This is a genomic window from Pseudomonas migulae, from assembly GCF_043225285.1.
Taxonomy (GTDB): domain Bacteria; phylum Pseudomonadota; class Gammaproteobacteria; order Pseudomonadales; family Pseudomonadaceae; genus Aquipseudomonas; species Aquipseudomonas migulae_C.
Genome location: NZ_CP171224.1, coordinates 787560 through 806427, shown reverse-complemented (window position 1 = coordinate 806427; position 18868 = coordinate 787560). Strand labels below are relative to the sequence as shown.

The following is an 18868-nucleotide window of genomic DNA, read 5'->3' as shown; positions in this document are numbered from 1 at the left end:
TATAAGCTGTCGTAATACTGCGCATAATAAATAGAAAATTGACTAATCATAGCCCCGGGCCGATAAATCACTCCCAGACAGGCGCCGCCAGAGTGCCTTGGATTTGCTGCTTTTCTCCTGCCAAAAAAACAATCAATGGAGCCCGAACCATGAAGCCCCCAGCTTCTTCCCAGCCGCGCCGTGCGGCCGCCGCCGCCTTCATCGGCACCATGATCGAGTGGTACGACTTTTACATTTACGCGACCGCCGCCGCGCTGGTGTTCGGCGCGCTGTTCTTCCCTTCCGACGACAAACTGTTCAGCACCATGGCCGCGTTCGGCACCTTCGCCGTGGGCTTCTTTGCGCGACCGTTGGGCGGGATCATCTTCGGCCACATCGGCGACCGCATCGGGCGCAAGAAGTCGCTGATCATCACCTTGCTGATGATGGGCGTGGTCACGGTGTGCATCGGCTTGCTGCCGACGTATGCACAGATCGGCGCAGCGGCACCGGTGCTGCTGATTCTGCTGCGCATCGTCCAGGGCATCGCCGTCGGCGGCGAGTGGGGCGGGGCGGTGTTGATGGCCGGCGAGCATGCGCCGAAAGGTCGTCGCAATTTCTTCGCGTCCTTCGCGCAACTCGGCAGCCCGGCGGGTTTGATCCTCTCGCTGCTGGCGTTCAGTGCGGTCACCCGTTTGTCGGAAGAGGATTTGATGAGCTGGGGCTGGCGCCTGCCGTTCCTCGCCAGTGCCTTGTTGCTGTTGGTGGGGCTGGCGATTCGCCTGGGCGTGAATGAGTCGCCGGAGTTCCTGGCCAGTCGCGAGCTCGCGGCGAAAAGCACGCGCAAAGAGCAGGCACCGGTCATGGAAGTCCTGCGCACTGCATGGCGTCCGCTGTTGCTGTGCATCGGCGCCAATACCCTGGGGATTGCCGGGGTGTATTTCACCAATACCTTCATGATCGCCTACACCACCCAGCAACTGCAGTTGCCGCGCTCGCTGATTCTTGAGTGCCTGTTCGTGGTGGCGATCATCCAGTTCTGCATCCAGCCGCTGGCGGCGTGGCTCGCGGAGAAAATCGGCGCCACGCGTTTCCTGTGCCTGGTGTCGTTGCTGGCGATGGCCTCGCCTTATCCGATGTTCGTGCTGGTCAGCTCGGCCGAGGCGCCGCTGATCATCCTCGGCATTGCGCTGGCGGTGGTGTGCATGGCGTCGTTCTACGCGGTGATCGCCGGGTACGTCAGCGGCATGTTCGAGACCCGCGTGCGCTACACGGCGATATCGCTGGCCTATCAGGTTTGCGGCGCCCTGGCCGGTGGTTTGACGCCGCTGATCGGCACGCTGCTGGCGCATAAGTTCGCCGGTCAGTGGTGGCCGATGGCGGTGTTCTACAGCTTGATTGCCGCCACTTCACTGATCTGCGTGCTGTCCCTGGCCCGTCGCCATGCCAGTGCCGAGCGCATCGAACTGGCCAGCGCCTGACTGGCACACCACCGAACCTGTAGGAGCCCGGCTTGCCGGCGATGGCGTCCGAAAGATGAGTACATGTCTTGAAGGCCCCATCGCCGGCAAGCCGGCTCCTACAGGGATTTGAATTGTCTTGGAGAATCTTATGTTGAAGATCAATGGCGAACGCCTGTGGGCGAGCCTGATGGCCATGGCTGAAATCGGCTCCACCGCACGGGGCGGCAGCTGCCGGCTGGCGTTGAGCGACGAGGACAAGGCCGGTCGCGAACTGTTTGCCCACTGGTGCCGCGAAGCCGGCATGACCTTGAGCGTGGACGCTATCGGCAACCTGTTCGCCCGCCGCGCCGGCACTGACCCCGACGCCGCGCCGGTGATGATGGGCAGCCACCTCGACACCCAGCCTGAAGGCGGCCGCTTCGACGGCGTGTATGGCGTGCTCGCCGGCCTCGAAGTGGTGCGCTGCCTCAACGACCTCGGCATCCAGACCCGCAAGCCGCTGGAAGTGGCGGTGTGGACCAACGAAGAAGGCGCGCGCTTCACCCCGGCGATGTTCGGCTCCGCGGTGTTCACCGGGATCATGCAACTGGACGCGGCGCTGGCGGTACGGGATGTCGATGGCATCAGCGTCGGCGATGAATTGAAGCGCACCGGTTACGCCGGCGAGCGTCCGTTGGGCGGCGCGGTGGACGCGTATTTCGAAGCACACATCGAACAAGGCCCGATCCTCGAAGACAACGCCAAGAGCATCGGCGTGGTCAGCGGCGGCCAGGCGATTCGCTGGCTCGACGTGCGGGTCGAAGGCATGGCCGCCCACGCGGGCACCACGCCGATGCCATTGCGTAAAGACGCCTTGTACGGCGTGGCGCGGATGATTCAGGCGATTGAAAGCCTGGCCAGCGATTTCGCCCCGGAAGGCCTGACCACCGTCGGCGAATTGAGCATCAACAAGTCGTCGCGCAACACCATTCCGGGGCTGGTGAATTTCACTGTCGACCTGCGTCATCACCGCGACGAGGCGATCGAGGCGATGGAGCAGCAGGTGCGCGCACGGCTTCAGGCGATTGCCGAGGGTCGTGGTCTGAACCTGACGATCACCCCGCACTGGATCAGCCCGGCCACACCGTTCGATGCCGATTGCGTGGCGGCGGTGCAACAGGCGGTGGATGCGCTGGGCTACGCTCAGCAATCGATTGTCAGCGGTGCTGGGCATGACGCGATTCACCTGGCGCGATTCTGCCCGACGGCGATGGTGTTCATCCCGTGCGTGGGCGGCCTGAGTCATAACGAAGCGGAAGATGTGTTGCCGGAAGACGTGCGCCAGGGTACCGACGTGCTTCTCAACGCCGTGCTGTCCCGCGCCGGCAGAACGGAATAAACCCGATCACTGTAGGAGCGAGCCTGCTCGCGAAAGCGGAGTGTCAGCCAGCATTGATGTCGATTGACACACCGCTATCGCGAGCAGGCTCACTCCTACAGTTGAACGTGCCCGGTTTGAAGATTTACGTTAACTGACAGGAATTAGCCCCATGCGCAGTTTTTTCCATCCCGAACAATTGCTTCACCACCCACGCAGTTACTACTCGCGCGGGCAGATGCGCACACCGCAGGAAGTGCCCGAGCGTGCGCAACGGCTGGTGCAGGCGTCGCACTCACTGGGCTTCAGCGTGGAACAACCCGCCGATGCCGGACTTGAACCGCTGCTGGCCGTGCACGGTGCGCCGTACCTGGCGTTTTTGCAGGAAGCCCATCAGCGCTGGAAGGAGATCCCCGAGGATTGGGGTGACGAGGTGATGTCGAACATCTTCGTCCGCGAGCCTAACGCGCTGCGTGGGATTCTGGCCCAGGCCGCACGGTATCTCGCCGACGGCAGTTGCCCGGTGGGCGAGCAGACCTGGCGTTCGGCCTATTGGTCAGCGCAAAGCGCGGTGGCCGGGGCGCAGGCGCTGCTCGATGGCGAGCCGGCGGCGTACGCCCTGTGCCGCCCGCCGGGGCATCACGCCCGGGCGGAAGCGGCGGGTGGTTTCTGCTATGTGAACAACGCGGCAGTGGCGGCGCAGGTGTTGCGCGGCGGGTTCGAACGTGTCGCGGTGCTCGACACCGACATGCACCACGGCCAGGGCATCCAGGAGATTTTCTACGACCGCGATGACGTGCTGTACGTCTCGGTGCACGGCGATCCGACCAATTTCTATCCGGGGGTTGCCGGGTTTGCGGATGAGCGCGGCGAGGGTGCGGGCGAGGGTTATAACCTGAATCTGCCGATGGCCCATGGTTCGAGCGAGGCGGATTTCCTCGGGCAGCTGGACGCGGCGCTGGCGGCGGTGAAGGATTTTGCGGCGGAGGTGCTGGTGCTGTCCCTGGGCTTCGACATTTTCGAGCTGGACCCGCAGAGCAAAGTGGCGGTGACGCGGGAAGGGTTTGCGCTGCTGGGCGAACGGATTCGCAGCCTGGGGTTGCCGTGTCTGATTGTGCAGGAGGGCGGGTATCACCTGGAAAGCCTTGAGGATAATGCGCGGGCGTTTTTTGTCGGGCCTGAGGTGTGGCGGATCTGAGTTGAGTGGTACCTGGAAGGCCGCCATCTCTGGCAAGCCAGCTCCCACAGTGTCCGAGTTGAATCGCAGATTTGTGAACGACGCTGACCCTGTAGGAACTGGCTTGCCGGCGATGAACGATAACGCGGTGCAACGGATGAAACACACTTGCCATCGCCCTGACGTTAACGTAAAGATTGCGGCAGGGCGCTGAACTTAAAAGAGCGCAGGGCGGACCGATCCGGAGCGCTTGATGACGCTAATAAAAACAACCTCCCCCAAGCTGCACCGTGAAGCCCGGCTGGCCCGGGAAAAACTCCACCTCGAGGGCGAAGTCCCCGATGGCGTATTGCGGGCGGAAATCGATGCGTCGTGGCGGCGCAGCCTCAGTCATGGCGTGCATTTCAACAGCAAGCATGAACTGGCGCTGGAATCGAGCGCGAGCCTCGATGTGCTGCTGGCGAGCAATCGCCTGCTGATCGACGCGGCGTTGCCGGCCATCGATTACCTGGCCGAGCGTCAGGGCAAGGAAGGGCTGATCATCCTCGCCAACTCCGACGCCACCATCCTCGCCGTCGAAGGCCGCGCCGATCGCCTCAAGGGCAGCGGCCTGCAAGACATCACCCTCGGTGCCTGCTGGAGCGAAGCCGCTCGCGGCACCAACGCGCTGGGCACCGCGCTGGTGGAAGCCCGGCCGACCATGATCGATTGCGGCGAGCATTACCTTGATCGCCTGACCGATTTCTCCTGCACCTCGGTGCCGATTTATTGTCCGCAAGGCGACATCCTCGGCGTCCTCGACCTGACCCGCGAAGGCCCTCTCGGCCGAGTCCACGACAGCACCGCGCTGTTGGCCATGGCCGTGAGCCAGATCGAAAGCCGGGTGTTCAACGCCAGTTTCCCCGAGCAGATCGTGCTGGCCTTCCACAGCCGTCGGCAATACCTCGAATCCCCTTGGCAAGGCCTGCTGGCAGTGAGCCTCGGCGGGCAGATTCTCGCGGTCAGCGCCCAGGCCTGCCAGCTGCTCCATGCCGAACGCTCGGCGCTGGTCGGGCGTCGTTGCGAGGAGTTTCTCGGGGTTGATGGCTTGCAACTGCTCTCGCGTTTGCATCAGGGCGGCGTCGGCAGTTTGCAGACCGCCAAAGGCGAGTTCTTCTACAAAACCCTGCGCGCGCCGCAGCGTTCGATCAACGTCAGCACGCCGCCGCGCAGCCCGGCGAAAACCACTAAACCGCAACCCGATCTCGACGCCCTGGCGGGCAGCAATGCCCGTTATGCCCGCGCGCTGCGCATGGCCCGTCAAGGGCTGGCCAACGAGTTGCCGGTGTTGCTGCTCGGCGAAACCGGCACCGGCAAGGAAGTGATTGCCCGCGCCTTGCACATGGCCGGCAGCCGCTGCGACAAACCCTTTGTCGCGGTGAACTGCGCGGCGATCCCCGAAGGCCTGATCGAGTCGGAACTGTTCGGCTACCGCGAAGGCGCGTTCACCGGTTCCCGGCGTGGCGGCATGGTCGGGCGCCTGCAACAGGCCCACGGCGGCACGCTGTTTCTCGACGAAATCGGCGACATGCCGCTGGCCTTGCAGGCGCGCCTGCTGCGGGTGTTGCAGGACCGCAAAGTGGCGCCGCTGGGCGCGGGTGAAGAACAGGACATCGACGTCGCCCTGATCTGCGCCACGCACCGCGACCTCAAACGCCTGGTCGAAGAAAAGCACTTCCGCGAAGACCTGTTCTACCGCGTCAACGGCATCAGCGTGATGCTCCCGGCCTTGCGCGAGCGCGACGATTTCAGCGGTCTGGTGGCGCGATTGCTGGCGAAGCTCGACGCCCCGACCGTGGTCCTGCATGACGATCTGAACCGCTTGCTCGCCGGCTATCACTGGCCGGGCAACATCCGCCAACTGGAAATGGTCTTGCGCACGGCGTTGGCCATGCGCGAGCCGGGGGACACGGTGCTGACCCTCGACCACTTGCCCGACAGCATGCTCGATGAACTGAACGCCAGCGAACGCCCGCCCTCCGGGAGCATTCGCGAAAACGAACTGGAGCTGATTCGCCAGTCCCTGGACAGTCACCAGGGCAACGTCTCGGCCGCCGCCGACGCCCTGGGCATCAGCCGCGCGACCCTGTATCGCAAGCTCAAACAGTTGCGTTCGTGATGCAGCGCCTGATCGTTCGGCTGATCGACAGCCAGAACCCCGACGCCCTGCAAGCGGCGTTGCGCTGGCTGTACAGCTTTGTGCGCCCCCATCGCCTGGCGATTGCCGGGCTGCTCGGTTTGTCGGTCTGCGCCTCGCTGCTGGTGCTGGTGCAACCCTGGCTGACCAAGCTGTTGATCGACGACGGCCTGCTGGCGCGCAACTTCCCCATGCTGGTGCTGATCGCCGGGCTGATGATCGTCGCCGGGCTGCTCGGCACGGCGCTGTCGGGGATCAATCGCTACCTGCACACGCGACTCTCCGGACGGATCCTGTTCGCGCTGCGTGACGACCTCTATCGGCACCTGCAAACCCTGTCGCCGAGCTTCTACGGGCAGCGGCGCATCGGTGACCTGATGTCGCGCCTCGACGGCGATGTCGCGGAGATCCAGCGTTTCGCCGTGGACTCGTTGTTCTCGGCGGTATCGAGCGTGATCGGTCTGGTCTGCGCCGTGGCGATGCTGCTGACCCTGTCGTGGAAACTCTCGTTGCTGGCGTTGGTGCTGATCCCCCTCGATGTGCTCTGGCTGCGCTGGATGCGGCGCAAGGTCGAGCGCGATGTGCGGCAGTTGCGCGAACGGTCGGCGGACATGTCTTCGTTCATGGTCGAGACCTTGCCGGTGATGAAATTCATCCAGTCCGCCGGTCAGCAACAACGGGAATCACGACGGCTGGAGACGCTGGGGCAGGGCTACATGAGCCAGTTGCTGCGCCTGCAGGTGACCGAGTTTTTCACCCAGGCGGTGCCGGGCACGCTGACGTCGCTGTCCCGGGCCTGTGCGTTTTTGATCGGCGGTTATTGGGTGGTGCAGGGGACGTGGCAGTTGGGGGCGTTGATCGCGTTTTCCACCTACCTGGGCATGGCGGTCGGGCCTGTTCAGAGCCTGCTCGGTCTGTACGTGGCGATTCAGCGAATGACCGTCAGCCTCGGCCGCGTGATGGAGTTGCGCGGTGAAGAGCCAACGGTACTGACCCCGGCTGCGCCCAAACCGATGCCAGCGTCGGGCGAGCTGCGTTTTGACGACGTGCACTTCACCCATCCCGGTCGCCCGCCCACCTTGCGTGGCATCGAAGCGCGAATTCCCTACGGTTTGAAAGTCGCCCTGAGCGGAGGCTCCGGGGTCGGTAAATCGACGCTGATCGACCTGCTGCAACGGCACCACGATCCGCAGTCCGGTCGGGTGCTGCTCGGCGAAGTTGATCTGCGCGAACTGGACCTGTTCCAGTTGCGCCGGCGAATTGCCGTGGTCAGCCAGGACATCGTGCTGTTTCGCGGCAGCCTCGCCGACAACCTCGCCTACGCCGTGCCGGATGCCAGTCGCGAAGCTGTTGCCGAAGTGGCGCGGCTGGCGCAGCTCGACAGCCTGATCGCCTCGTTGCCCGAAGGCCTCGACAGCCCGCTGGGTGAGCGCGGCCAGCAACTGTCGGGCGGGCAGAAACAGCGCATCGCGATTGCCCGGGCGTTGTTGCAGGATCCGCTGATTCTGGTGCTGGACGAAGCGACGTCGGCGGTGGATGAAGCCACCGAGCGCGAAGTGATCGAGGCCATCGACCGCCTGTTTGCCGGGCGCACGCGCATCCTCATCAGCCATCGCCCTTCGACCCTTGCCGATGCCGATCTGCGCTTCGAATTGCTCGACGGCGTGCTCACGTCAAAAACGGTGCTGCATGAAGTCTGAACTGCGAATCGGGGTGGTGGACAGCGGCCATTCGGTGGCGCAGCAGGTGCAAGTGATCGCCGGGCGGCGCTTCTCGTTGCTGGAAGACGGGCTGGCCGAAACTGCGTTGCGCGACGACCCGCTGGGCCACGGCAGCGCGGTGATCGAGGCCATCAGTCGACGGGCGTCGGCGGCGGTGTTTTGCGTGGCCCAGGTGTTCGACCAGCGCGGTGTCACCAGCGCCTTGCAGATCGCCACGGCGATCGACTGGCTGGTGGCGCAGGACGTGCGGCTGATCAACCTGAGCCTCGGCTTGCGTCAGGATCGCAGCCTGTTGCGCGAAGCCTGCGCGGCGGCCGTTGAGCGGGGCATTCTGCTGTGTGCGTCGAGCCCGGCCCAGGGCGAGGGCGTGTTCCCGGCGAATTATCCACAGGTGCTGCGCGTGACCGGCGATGCGCGCTGCGCCGAGCAGGAGTGGTCGTGGCTGAACAGCGCCCAGGCGGATTTCGCTGCGTGCGTGCACGGGACGTATCCGGGGCAGTCCGGCGCCAGCCTCGGTTGCGCGGCACTCAGTGGGCACATTGCAGGTTTTCTGGTGGCCCAACCTGACGCGAGCAACGAACAGGTCATCGACTGGCTGCGGGAAAACGCCCGGTATCGCGGCCCTGAACGGCGTGTCGGCGGATGATCCTGATTCTCGGCGCAGGGCCGGCGGGCGCGGCGGTGGCCTTGGGGTTGCGGCGGCTCGGTTACGCGGTGACGCTGGTCAGCGAATGGCGACGGTTCGCGGCGCTGGAGGGCGTTTCCATCCGGGTGCTGGAGGCCTTGCGCGGCGCCGGCCTGCATCAGGCGTTGGCCGATGCGGCGCTGCCGTCGCAGCGGCAGGTGTCGTGGAACGGTCAGCAGCATGCGCAGAACATCGAATACCTGTTGGACCGGCCGGTGTTTGACCGAGGCCTGCGCGAAGACTTGCGTCTCGCCGGGGTTGAGCTGATCGAAGGTCGGGTGTTGAGCGTTCAGGCAACGGATGCGGGACATCGGATCGAGATCGAAGGGCACGAAGTGCGGGTCGCCGATTTCCTGGTGGAGGCGCGCGGACGGCAGGCGCCGGCGCTCGGCAAGGGCCTGCGCGGCCCGGAGACGGTCAGCCTGCTCAATCGCTGGCAAGGCGCGCCGGGCGACACCGCCAGCGCCGTGGAAAGCCTTGAGGACGGCTGGGCGTGGATGGCGCGGCGAGCGGACGGTCAGTGTTATTGGCAGTGGACGGTGGACGTGGCCAGCGCCCAGTTGCCGGGCAAGGCGCAGTTGCTCGATTACTGTCGCCAGCGCCGGCAGGGTTCGGCACTGGCACAGGCGTTTTTCGGCAGCGAGCCCGAGGTCGACCTGCAACTGCATGCCCGCAGCAGCACGGCGATTCTGTGCCCGCAGGTGTGTGGCGAAAACTGGATTCGGGTCGGTGATGCGGCGATGGCGGTGGACCCGTTGTCGGGTAACGGGATTTTTCAGTCGTTGTCCTCGGCATTGCAGGCGCCGGCGGTGATCAACACGCTGCTGCAAAAGCCTGAACGGGCAGGGTTGGCCCAAGGGTTTCATCAGCAGCGGGTGGAGCAGTTGTTTTTGCGGTTTGCGCGGATCGGTCGGGATTTTTATGCCGATGAGCAGCGTTGGGCGGATCAGCCGTTCTGGCAGGCGCGGCGGCAATGGCCGGATGCTGAAGTGGCGCATGCGCCGGCGGATTTTGCGGCACTGAAGATCGAGCGTGCGCCGGTGTTGAAGGACGGGTTTGTGGATGAGGCCGAGGTGGTGATCACGGCGGATCAACCGTTGGGTATCTGGCATGTGCAGGGGGTTGAGCTGGCGCCTCTTGTGCGGCGGTTGCGCGCTGAGTCGGCGGAACAAGCGTTGGCTGGGTTGACGGTGGAGCAGGGGCGGGTGGTTCGGAGTTGGTTGTTGGGGCAGGGGTTCAAGCCCTGATATCTCGGTTGCTCTCCAGGCCGCCATCGCGAGCAGGCTCGCTCCCACAGTTTTTTGGTGAAGCCGTGATTTTGACATCACACAAAACCACTGTAGGAGCGAGCCTGCTCGCGATAGCGGCCAGGAAGCCGCCGCCATTACAACTTGATCAACACCGACTTCAATTCGGTGTAATGCTCAATCGCCGCATACCCCATCTCCCGCCCGACCCCCGACATCTTGTACCCGCCAAACGGCAGCGCCGGGTCCAGGGCGCTGTGGCAATTGACCCACACCGAACCCGACTTGATTCGTGGAATCATCCGGTGCACCGCAGCCAGGTCATTCGACCAGATACTCGCGCCCAACCCGTAAGGGCTGTCATTGGCCATGCGCAATGCATCCGCCTCGTCATCGAACGGAATCGCCACCAGCACCGGGCCGAAGATCTCTTCCTGCACCAGTGAGTGCTTCTGATCGACATCGACGATCACCGTCGGCTTGACGAAGAACCCCGGCCCGAACTGCTCGCCGCCGCAGGCGATGGTCGCGCCACTTTCCCGGCCCTTTTCGATGTAGCCGTAGACGCGTTCCTGTTGCCGCGCGGAGATCAGCGGCCCCATCTCCACGCTCGGGTCCAGGCCGTTGCCGAGCTTCATGGCGTTGGCAATGTCGGCGATGTCCGCGACCACATTGTCGAAGTGCTTGCGCTGCACATACAGGCGCGAACCCGCGCAGCACACCTGGCCCTGGTTGAAGAAAATCGCACTGGCGGCGCCGGCTGCAGCCGTCTTCAGGTCGGCATCGGCCATGACGATGGTCGGCGATTTGCCGCCCAGTTCCAGGGTGACCCGGGTCATGGAATCCATGGCGATCTTGCCGATCTGCTTGCCCACGGCGGTGGAGCCAGTGAACGTCAGTTTGTCCACCAGCGGGTTGTGGGTCAGGGCCGAGCCAGCGGTGATGCCGGTGCCGGTGACCACGTTGAACACGCCCTCGGGATAACCGGCTTCCAGCACCAGTTCGGCCAGTTTGAGAGCGGTCAGCGGGGTTTCGTCCGCAGGCTTGAGCACCACGGTGCAGCCGGTGGCGAGGGCCGGGCCGAGTTTCCAGCAGGCCAGCAGCAAGGGGAAGTTCCAGGCGACGATGGCGCCGACCACGCCCACCGCTTCGCGGCGGATGAAACTGTGGAACTGATCGTCGGGCATCAACGGCAACGACACTTCAACGCTGGAACCTTCGATCTTGGTGGCCCAGCCGGCCATGTAGCGCAGGAAATCGATGGCCAGTTGCACGTCCATCACCTGGGCCACCGCCGCGCTTTTGCCGTTGTTCAGGCATTCCAGCTGGGCGAGCTGTTCGGCGTCGCGTTGCATCAGGTCAGCGAGTTTCCACAGCAGGTTCTGCCGTTCCCGAGGGCGGGTACGGGTCCAGGCCGAATCATCGAAAGCCCGGCGGGCGGCGAGCACCGCGCGGTCAACGTCTTCCGGTGTGGCCCGTGGCACCACGCACAGCACTTCGCCGGTGGCGGGGTTGTGCAGGGGCATGGTCTGGCCGTCGGCGGCCTCGACCCAGTCGCCACCGATAAGCATGCGCGGGGCGCGCTGGATGAACGCCGAGGTGGCGGGGAGCAGGTACGGGAGCGTCATGATCAAACCTCTTTTTGTTCGTGTGGCGAGGTCGTTCGCAACGGTTGTGCCAGTTTGCCGAAGCCCTGTGTTCAGCGGGGTTCCTGGGTGAATGGGATCATTGGCTGATGCATGTTTTGTCGCAAACTGAGACACCCCTGACACACCCGGAGACTGCTGCGGGCGGCGTTCCGACGATGGCGTCCTGGTAGCCGACTCTTTTCTTCTTGGTGTACATATCCATTTCTGCGGTTACGGCCGCCAATGGTTTCGCCCTTACGGCGAGTCACTTGCAAAAGCGGCAAGTAACCAAGCGCTCTTGCCCCTTTCGTTCGGTGCCTCGCCAGGGCTCGGCATTCCCTCGCTCCGGTCCTGCTCCGTGGGCCCGCCGCCATCGGCCATCCATGGCCGGGGGCGGCTAACCCTGCATCCATGCCGGGTTGCCCACTGCGCAGAACCTCCACTCGGCCTCTCGAGGGGGCGCTCAGATCAAAAGCCAGATCAAAAACCAAGGCGAGCTACCGCTCGGCCTGATGAGTGGTGGAGATCAAAAGCGTACGCGCGCCCCCTGTAGGAGCCAGCTTGCTGGCGAAAAACTTCCAGACACCGCGTTCATCCAGACAGCCCGCGTCACCGTTAACGTCCATCGCCAGCAAGCTGGCTCCTACCATTTTGACCGTGTAAACCCAATCCCCTGTAGGAGCCAGGTTGCTGGCGAAAAACGCCCAGACACCGCGTTCATTCAGACAGCCCGCGTCACCGTTAACGTCCATCGCCAGCAAGCTGGCTCCTACCATTTTGACCGTGTAAACCCAATCCCCTGTAGGAGCCAGCTTGCTGGCGAAAAACGCCCAGACACCGCGTTCATCCAGACAGCCCGCGTCACCGTTAACGTCCATCGCCAGCAAGCCGGCTCCTACAATTTGACCGTGTGAACCCGATCCCCTGTAGGAGCGAGCCTGCTCGCGAAAAACGCCCAGACACCACGTTCATCCAGACAGCACGCATCATCGTTAACGACAATCGCTGGCAAGCCAGCTCCTACAGGGGATCGGTGGTCATCCGCCCTCGGCGCTGCTCACCTATGCTCGTCTCACAGTGAAACAGTTGTCGCGTAATTGAACGTGTTGCCGAGATGACATCAGCGGAAAAATGCCTGCCCTTATTCACAACTATTTGATTCAACGAGGTTTTAACAAGCTGGCACGCTCCGTGTATTGCTCATCGCAGACGTTTCTCTTGCCTCCGCCAGCGGCGCGCCGCCGGCGGCAGAAACCATAAAAACGATAAGCCACAAAAATAAGAAAGCACCGTGCGAGGTTCGACGTTGATGAAGAGAAAACTCCGATCAGGCCTGAGTGTCAGTCTGCTGGCCGTGGCCGCTTGTGTGGCGCTGCATTCGCCTGACAGCCTGGCAGCCCGCGACGCCCAGACCATCCTCAAGGAAACCTGTCAGGGCTGTCACACCCCCGAAGCCGATAACGCCCTGAGCCGCATCAGCCACCAGCGCAAGACGCCGGAAGGCTGGCTGATGAGCATCGCCCGGATGCAGACCATGCACGGTTTGCAGATCAGCGATGACGACCGCCGCACCCTGGTCAAATACCTGGCCGATACCCAGGGCCTGGCGCCGAGCGAGACCGACGGTGTGCGTTATGCGCTGGAACGCCGGCTCAATACCGTCGAGAAATTCGACGACCAGACCAGCCAGATGTGCGGCCGCTGCCACTCCGGCGCGCGGGTCGCCTTGCAGCGTCGTCCGGCCCAGGAATGGGAACGTCTGGTGAACTTCCACCTCGGCCAATGGCCGTCGCTGGAATACCAGGCCCTGGCCCGTGACCGCGACTGGTTCGACATCGCCCGCAAGGACATGGTGCCGCTGCTGGCCAAGCGTTACCCGTTGGACAACCCGGCCTGGAAAAAATGGCTGAGCACCGCGCCGAAAGCGGACACGCTGGTGGGCGACTGGAGCTTCAGCGGCCATTTGCCAGGCAAAGGTGAACTCGCCGGTGTGATGAGCGTGACCGCCGATGGCGACGACACCTTCAAGGTCAGCGTCAAAGGCCAGTACGCCGACGGCAGCCCGTTCAACGGCGACGGCAGTGCGATTCTCTATACCGGCTACGAATGGCGCGGAAACGTCACCATCGACGGCGTGACCATGCGCCAGGTGTTCGCCGCCCAGGGCAACGCCCTGCAAGGCCGGATGTTCGAGGCCGAGCACGATGAGCGCGGCCTGGACTTCGTCGCCGCCAAACAAGGCAGCAGCCGTTTGCTCGCGGTGCAACCGGGTTACCTGAAGGCAGGCGCCGAGAGCGAAGTGACCCTGATCGGCAGTGGCCTCACTGGCAAGCCGAACTTCGGCAAAGGCGTGGAAGTGGTCGAAGTGCTGGAGCAAAGTCCGGAGCGCCTGCGCGTCAAGCTCAAGGCCGCCGCGAATGCCCAGCCGGGTGTGCGCAACGTCACCGTCGGCACGCTGAAAGGCCCGACCCTGTCGGTCTACAGCAAAATTGCCGAAGTCAAAGTGGTGCCCGAGTTCTCCGTGGCACGGATCGGCGAGGGCGGCGGTTCGACGCCGAAAGTCCAGGGCCGTTTCGATGCGGAAGCCTGGGGCAAGGGCGCCGACGGCAAGCCGTACCGTATCGGCGTGTTCCCGGCGCAATGGTCGGTCGAAGCCTTCGACGACCGCGCCAAGGAAGACGAGGACGTCAAGTTCGCCGGCACCATGCAGGCCGACAGCGGCGTGTTCACACCGGGCGATGCCGGGCCGAACCCGCAACGCAAAATGTCCACCAACAATGCCGGCAACCTGAAAGTGATCGCCGCCGTCGACGACGCAGGGAAATCCCTGACCGGCGAAGGCCACATGATCGTCACCGTGCAACGCTGGAACAATCCACCCATTCCATGAGTTGGCTGACCGTTAACCGTTTCAGACACTTTTTGGAATGACCGCAGGCCCCGCCAAGCGGGGTTTGCACAGGAGGTTGCAATGGGCGCTATCTTGAATCTGGTCGAACGAAACCTGCACGAAGTGCACGTCGACGCCGACCGCATGCTGTTTCACATTCCCAGCAGTTCGCTGTTCGCCAGCGATGAGCTGACCGGCACCATCATCGATACCTTGCGCGGGCCTGGCTGTTCCTCGGACGACCTGATCCAGCGTCTGGCCGCGCGCTTCAACGGCGAAGAAATCACCGAGACCCTGCGCGAGCTGATCTCGCTGGAACTGGTCAGCGACGGCTCGCCGCTGACGCCGGACATCGGCACCAAACGGGTCGAGCGCACCGCGATCAATACCGTGGTGCTCAACGTCAACACCGGCTGCAACCTGAGCTGCACCTACTGCTACAAGGAAGACCTCGACAAGCCGTCGGCGGGCAAGAAAATGGACGTTGAAACGGCCATCGCTTCAGTGGAAATGCTGCTGCGCGAATCCCCGGACGAAGAGCGTTTCACCGTGGTGTTCTTCGGCGGCGAACCGCTGAGCAATCGCAAGCTGATCGAGTACATGGTCGATTACTGCGAGAAGCGTTTCCGCGAGGCCGGCAAGTTCGTCGAGTTCGTGATGACCACCAACGCCACGCTGCTCACCGAAGAAACCGTGGACTACCTCAACGCCCACCGTTTCGGGCTCTCAGTGAGTATCGACGGGCCGAAAACCGTGCACGACCGCAACCGCATCACCGTGGGCGGGCAGGGCACGTACGACGTGGTGCGGCGCAAGGCCGAGATGTTGCTGTCGCGCTACAACAGCCGCCCGGTCGGCGCGCGGGTGACCCTGACCACTGGCGTCACCGACGTCGAAACCATTTGGGATCACCTGTTCAACGAACTGGGGTTTGCCGAAGTCGGCTTCGCCCCGGTGACCTCCGGCGACATCAGCAGCTTCAACCTGACCAGCGATGAACTGGTGCAGGTGTTCGCCAACATGAAGGCCCTCGGCCGGCGTTATCTGGAGGCCGCGCTGGAGCACCGCAACATCGGTTTCTCCAACCTGCACCAGCTGATCACCGACATTCACGAAGGCCATAAAAAAGCCCTGCCGTGCGGCGCGGGCCTGAAGATGCTGGCGGTGGATCACAAGGGCGAACTGAACCTGTGCCACCGCTTTACCGGCTCGTCCCTGCCGACTTTCGGCAATGTGCACAGCGGCGTTAAACAGGTGGAGTTGAACGACTTCCTGTCCCAGCGCCTGGACCGCACCAACACTGGTTGCGAGGACTGCCAGATCCGCAACCTCTGCTCCGGCGGCTGCTACCACGAGAGCTACGCCCGTTACGGCGACCCGACCCACCCGACCTATCACTACTGCGAACTGATGCGTGACTGGGTCGACTTCGGCATCGAGGTCTACACCCGGATCATGGCCAACAACCCTGCGTTTATCAGCAGCTACATCACTCCGCGCAAGGCTCACTGATATGAAACATCTCAAGGCAATCAATAACAAAGCGTTGAAACTCGATGAGGCCGCGGCCGAAAACCGTATCGAAGAAGTGGTGGCAATGAGCTCTGTCGCGGGCTGCGCCTCGACCACCGACCCGGGTTGGGAGATCGATGCGTTTGGCGGTGTGTCGTCGCTGTGCCAGCCGATGGAAGCCGATCTCTATGGCTGCTCCGACCCTTGCTGGTGGCCGGCCCAGGTGCCGGACATGATGAGCACCTATCCGGACTGGAACAAGGATGCCCAGGCGTCCAACGACAATTGGCGCAACCTTGGCACTGTCTTCCCGAAAGACAAGTGATCGGACAGAGAAGAAGGATTCCAGCATGCCTAGCATCAAAGCCTGCGGCCTGGCCGCGTTTGCCGTCCTGAGCGCCTGTTCGTTCAACGTTCTGGCCGATGAAAACACCGTACTGCAAGACGGTCACGAGTACATGTTGACCACCAATTATCCGAACAACCTGCACGTCATCGACCTGGCGACGGACACCCTGTTCAAGACCTGCAAGATGCCCGACGCCTTTGGTCCCGGCACCGTGCAGCTGTCGCCGGATCGCAAGACCGCCTACGTGCTGAACAACCACTACGCGGACATCTACGGCGTCGAACTGGACAGCTGCAAACAGGTGTTCCACGCCAGCATCACCCAGAAACCGGGGGAGAAAGCGAAGTCGATGTTCGCCTTCACCCTCAGCCATGACGGCAAGGAACTGTTCGCCATTGCCAACCCGACATTGATGCTCAACGACCGCTACGAAGTGCAGCAGCCTCGGCTGGACGTCTACGCCACCGACGCCGGCATGGACGCCAAGCCCGTGCGCAGTTTCCCGGCGCCACGGCAGCTGACCATCATGCAAAGCGGCGACGACGGCACGCTGTATGTGGCCGGGGCGGACGTCTACAAGGTCAATGTGAAAACCGGCAAGTTCGATGTGCTGATTCCCAGCCGGCATTGGAAACGGGCCAACTACAGCGCGCCGGACGTGCTCTACGTGTGGAACCAGCAGACCTATCGTCATGACTTCTCGCTGCTCTACACCGCGGCGAAATTCAAGGACAAGAAGCAGGACCCTGCGACCGCCGAATACCTGTACGGGCTGTTCAGCATCGACCTGAAAACCGGCAAGACCGAAACCACCGACTTCGGCCCGCTGACGGAAATCTACTTCAGTGGCATGCGCTCGCCGAAGGACCCGAACCTGATGTTCGGCGTGCTCAACCGCCTGGCGAAGTACGACATCAAGGAGAAGAAAATGCTCCAGGCGGCGACGCTGGATCATTCCTACTACTGCATTTCCTTCAACAAGGACGGCAGCAAGATCTACCTGGCGGGGACGTTCAACGACGTGGCGATTTTTGATGCCGACAGCCTGAAACAGGTGGGCAGCATCAAGTTGCCGGGTGGGGATATGGCGATTACCACGGCGCAGATTTTTGTCCGGTAATTGTGGCGTTTGACCTGACGCCATCGCGAGCAGGCTCGCTCCCACAGGTTTTGCGTGATCCTTGTGGGAGCGAGCCTGCTCGCGAAGAGGCCTTCAATAAACGCTGGAGAACTTACTGTCCCGGCACCGGGCAACTCATGTCTCCCTCCTGGCACTTCAAATAATTCTTGAAGGTCTCCACCCGCGCCTTGGTCAACTCGGTGATGCAATCACCGTAGATCAGCGGATACACACTCCCGCCCTCAACCCCGGACGCCGAGAACTTGCACTCGGCATCGCGAAATCCGATCCACGCGCGCTGAGCGCCGACCAGCAGTTTCTTGCTGTCGGGATTGCCCTTCAAACGTGCGGTGATCTGCTGGTAAAGCGCATTCAACTCCTTGTCCGCCGCCTTGCCCTGCTGCGCCGCGCATTGATTCATCGTGGCCTGGTCGGTGGCGTTGGCGCAATCGACGGCATGGGCAAAGGGCATGAACAGCAACGGCGTCAGCGCCAGGAGCACGCGTGGATACATGGGGAAACTCGCTGTGGCAGGAAAAGATGAGGTGCAGTGTAGCGAAGCCTCATCCCGTTGCGGCCGGAGTGTTTGATGCCTGGAGCAAGCGATCGGCATAGGCTTCGATGTCCTCGCGCATGTGCAACCGTTGCAACCAACCGTTCGGAATGGCCTGCACCCCATAAAAAGCCCCGGCCAGTTGACCGGCGATGGCGGCGGTGGTGTCGGCGTCGTCGCCCAGGTTGGCGGCCTTCAGGATGGCGGCCTCGAAGCTGTCTGTGTGATGAAAACACCACAGCGCCGCTTCCAGTGAGGCCACGCAGTAACCGCTGCCGCGGATGGCGCTTTCAGGTTTGTCGAGGTAGTCGCCTCGGGCGATGGCCGCGACCTTGGGTTCGCGCCATGTTGTGGCCGGCACCGGCAGCAGATCGGCCTTGGCCGCGCCGTGTAAGGCGTTGCAGATCATCTCGGCGAACAGCTGACAACATTCGACGGCTTCCGGCGCGCCGTGGGTCGTGCGGGAGCTGTTGGCGGAAAACACCCTTATTCGTTCATGGTCTGGGAAGTAATACAGAACCACCGGCACCAGGCGCATCAACGAGCCATTCCCGGCGCTGTAGGGATCGGTTGATCCGGCGAAGGGCTCGCCGGTTCGCTGATAGCGGTCCAGGGCATCGCTTACGGTCATGCCGATGTCGAAACAGTCCCCGGTGGAACTGAGGTAACCCCATTGCCACCAATTGAGGTAGCGGCCCATCTGGTCGGTGGCATCGAAGCCGTTTTTGCTCAGCAGGCTTTCGGCCAGGCACAGGGCCATCGAGGTGTCGTCGGTCCATTGCCCGGGCTTCAGGTTGAAGGGGCCGCCGCCGACCATGTCCGTCAGGGGCCTGAAAGAACCGCGTGGCTGGAACTCCACTGTGGTGCCGACGGCATCGCCACACGCCAGGCCCAGCAGGGCGCCGCGATAACGTTCGGTGAGTGAGGGTTGCATGAATCGTCCTTGTCCGGTCAATGTCTTCCTGCAAACGGTAGCAGCTCACGCCCGATGACTCCCGTCCTCAGCACCGA

The 18868-nt window shown here is 63.1% G+C and carries 15 protein-coding genes; 11 read left to right on the top strand and 4 right to left on the bottom strand.

Annotated features, from left to right (window positions below):
• Positions 1-149 precede the first annotated feature (149 nt).
• From ACF6ZU_RS03705 to ACF6ZU_RS03675, 7 genes are all read left to right on the top strand, one after another.
• Positions 150-1460 carry an MFS transporter gene (locus ACF6ZU_RS03705; RefSeq protein ID WP_392890577.1) on the top strand — a complete coding sequence of 437 codons (1311 nt, stop codon included), beginning with the start codon at positions 150-152 and terminating at the stop codon, positions 1458-1460.
• Between the two features lie 130 nt (positions 1461-1590).
• Positions 1591-2820: a Zn-dependent hydrolase gene (locus ACF6ZU_RS03700; protein ID WP_392890576.1), complete on the top strand. Its 1230-nt coding sequence runs from the start codon at positions 1591-1593 to the stop codon at positions 2818-2820.
• 151 nt (positions 2821-2971) lie between these two features.
• Positions 2972-3997, top strand: coding sequence for a histone deacetylase family protein (locus ACF6ZU_RS03695; protein WP_392890575.1), 1026 nt, complete (start codon positions 2972-2974; stop codon positions 3995-3997).
• Between the two features lie 232 nt (positions 3998-4229).
• Positions 4230-6134 (top strand): sigma-54-dependent Fis family transcriptional regulator, encoded by a 1905-nt coding sequence (locus tag ACF6ZU_RS03690; protein WP_392890574.1) that lies wholly within the window; start codon positions 4230-4232, stop codon positions 6132-6134.
• Positions 6134-7852: an ABC transporter ATP-binding protein gene (locus ACF6ZU_RS03685; RefSeq protein WP_392890573.1), complete on the top strand. Its 1719-nt coding sequence runs from the start codon at positions 6134-6136 to the stop codon at positions 7850-7852. The genes ACF6ZU_RS03690 and ACF6ZU_RS03685 overlap by 1 nt, the downstream gene beginning before the upstream one ends.
• Positions 7842-8519: a S8 family serine peptidase gene (locus ACF6ZU_RS03680; protein ID WP_392890572.1), complete on the top strand. Its 678-nt coding sequence runs from the start codon at positions 7842-7844 to the stop codon at positions 8517-8519. Before ACF6ZU_RS03685 ends, ACF6ZU_RS03680 begins: the two co-directional genes overlap by 11 nt.
• Entirely contained in the window at positions 8516-9805 is a 1290-nt protein-coding gene (locus ACF6ZU_RS03675) for a tryptophan 7-halogenase (RefSeq protein ID WP_392890571.1), read from the top strand. The genes ACF6ZU_RS03680 and ACF6ZU_RS03675 overlap by 4 nt, the downstream gene beginning before the upstream one ends.
• A gap of 137 nt (positions 9806-9942) precedes the next feature.
• Here the strand turns inward: ACF6ZU_RS03675 and ACF6ZU_RS03670 are convergent, their stop codons facing one another.
• Both ACF6ZU_RS03670 and ACF6ZU_RS03665 read right to left on the bottom strand, forming a co-directional pair.
• On the bottom strand, positions 9943-11433 hold the full coding sequence (locus ACF6ZU_RS03670) for an aldehyde dehydrogenase family protein (protein ID WP_392890570.1): 1491 nt from the start codon (positions 11431-11433) through the stop codon (positions 9943-9945).
• Positions 11434-11930: 497 nt separating this feature from the next.
• Positions 11931-12311 (bottom strand): hypothetical protein, encoded by a 381-nt coding sequence (locus ACF6ZU_RS03665; RefSeq protein WP_392890569.1) that lies wholly within the window; start codon positions 12309-12311, stop codon positions 11931-11933.
• Between the two features lie 431 nt (positions 12312-12742).
• Here ACF6ZU_RS03665 and peaA point away from each other — a divergent pair, with 431 nt between their 5' ends.
• From peaA to peaD, 4 genes are all read left to right on the top strand, one after another.
• Positions 12743-14323 carry a quinohemoprotein amine dehydrogenase subunit alpha gene (gene peaA / locus ACF6ZU_RS03660; RefSeq protein WP_392890568.1) on the top strand — a complete coding sequence of 527 codons (1581 nt, stop codon included), beginning with the start codon at positions 12743-12745 and terminating at the stop codon, positions 14321-14323.
• Between the two features lie 81 nt (positions 14324-14404).
• On the top strand, positions 14405-15835 hold the full coding sequence (gene peaB / locus ACF6ZU_RS03655) for a quinohemoprotein amine dehydrogenase maturation protein (protein ID WP_008027964.1): 1431 nt from the start codon (positions 14405-14407) through the stop codon (positions 15833-15835).
• A 1-nt stretch (position 15836) separates the two neighbouring features.
• Positions 15837-16160: a quinohemoprotein amine dehydrogenase subunit gamma gene (gene qhpC / locus ACF6ZU_RS03650; protein ID WP_008027961.1), complete on the top strand. Its 324-nt coding sequence runs from the start codon at positions 15837-15839 to the stop codon at positions 16158-16160.
• A gap of 25 nt (positions 16161-16185) precedes the next feature.
• Entirely contained in the window at positions 16186-17304 is a 1119-nt protein-coding gene (gene peaD / locus ACF6ZU_RS03645) for a quinohemoprotein amine dehydrogenase subunit beta (RefSeq protein ID WP_392890567.1), read from the top strand.
• A 112-nt stretch (positions 17305-17416) separates the two neighbouring features.
• On the opposite strand, the gene ACF6ZU_RS03640 is transcribed toward peaD, so the two are convergent.
• Together ACF6ZU_RS03640 and ACF6ZU_RS03635 are read right to left on the bottom strand one after the other, a co-directional pair.
• Positions 17417-17818 (bottom strand): lysozyme inhibitor LprI family protein, encoded by a 402-nt coding sequence (locus tag ACF6ZU_RS03640; RefSeq protein WP_392890566.1) that lies wholly within the window; start codon positions 17816-17818, stop codon positions 17417-17419.
• 49 nt (positions 17819-17867) lie between these two features.
• Positions 17868-18791 (bottom strand): ADP-ribosylglycohydrolase family protein, encoded by a 924-nt coding sequence (locus ACF6ZU_RS03635; protein WP_392890565.1) that lies wholly within the window; start codon positions 18789-18791, stop codon positions 17868-17870.
• Between the last annotated feature and the right edge of the window lie 77 nt (positions 18792-18868).

Coding starts and splice junctions, on each gene's coding strand:
- ACF6ZU_RS03670 (WP_392890570.1), bottom strand. CDS start 11,433: ATGACGCTCCCGTACCTGCTCCCCGCCACCTCGGCGTTCATCCAGCGC.
- ACF6ZU_RS03700 (WP_392890576.1), top strand. CDS start 1,591: ATGTTGAAGATCAATGGCGAACGCCTGTGGGCGAGCCTGATGGCCATG.
- ACF6ZU_RS03675 (WP_392890571.1), top strand. CDS start 8,516: ATGATCCTGATTCTCGGCGCAGGGCCGGCGGGCGCGGCGGTGGCCTTG.
- ACF6ZU_RS03635 (WP_392890565.1), bottom strand. CDS start 18,791: ATGCAACCCTCACTCACCGAACGTTATCGCGGCGCCCTGCTGGGCCTG.
- ACF6ZU_RS03690 (WP_392890574.1), top strand. CDS start 4,230: ATGACGCTAATAAAAACAACCTCCCCCAAGCTGCACCGTGAAGCCCGG.
- peaA (WP_392890568.1), top strand. CDS start 12,743: ATGAAGAGAAAACTCCGATCAGGCCTGAGTGTCAGTCTGCTGGCCGTG.
- ACF6ZU_RS03695 (WP_392890575.1), top strand. CDS start 2,972: ATGCGCAGTTTTTTCCATCCCGAACAATTGCTTCACCACCCACGCAGT.
- ACF6ZU_RS03705 (WP_392890577.1), top strand. CDS start 150: ATGAAGCCCCCAGCTTCTTCCCAGCCGCGCCGTGCGGCCGCCGCCGCC.
- ACF6ZU_RS03680 (WP_392890572.1), top strand. CDS start 7,842: ATGAAGTCTGAACTGCGAATCGGGGTGGTGGACAGCGGCCATTCGGTG.
- qhpC (WP_008027961.1), top strand. CDS start 15,837: ATGAAACATCTCAAGGCAATCAATAACAAAGCGTTGAAACTCGATGAG.
- ACF6ZU_RS03640 (WP_392890566.1), bottom strand. CDS start 17,818: ATGTATCCACGCGTGCTCCTGGCGCTGACGCCGTTGCTGTTCATGCCC.
- ACF6ZU_RS03685 (WP_392890573.1), top strand. CDS start 6,134: ATGCAGCGCCTGATCGTTCGGCTGATCGACAGCCAGAACCCCGACGCC.
- peaB (WP_008027964.1), top strand. CDS start 14,405: ATGGGCGCTATCTTGAATCTGGTCGAACGAAACCTGCACGAAGTGCAC.
- ACF6ZU_RS03665 (WP_392890569.1), bottom strand. CDS start 12,311: ATGGACGTTAACGGTGACGCGGGCTGTCTGGATGAACGCGGTGTCTGG.
- peaD (WP_392890567.1), top strand. CDS start 16,186: ATGCCTAGCATCAAAGCCTGCGGCCTGGCCGCGTTTGCCGTCCTGAGC.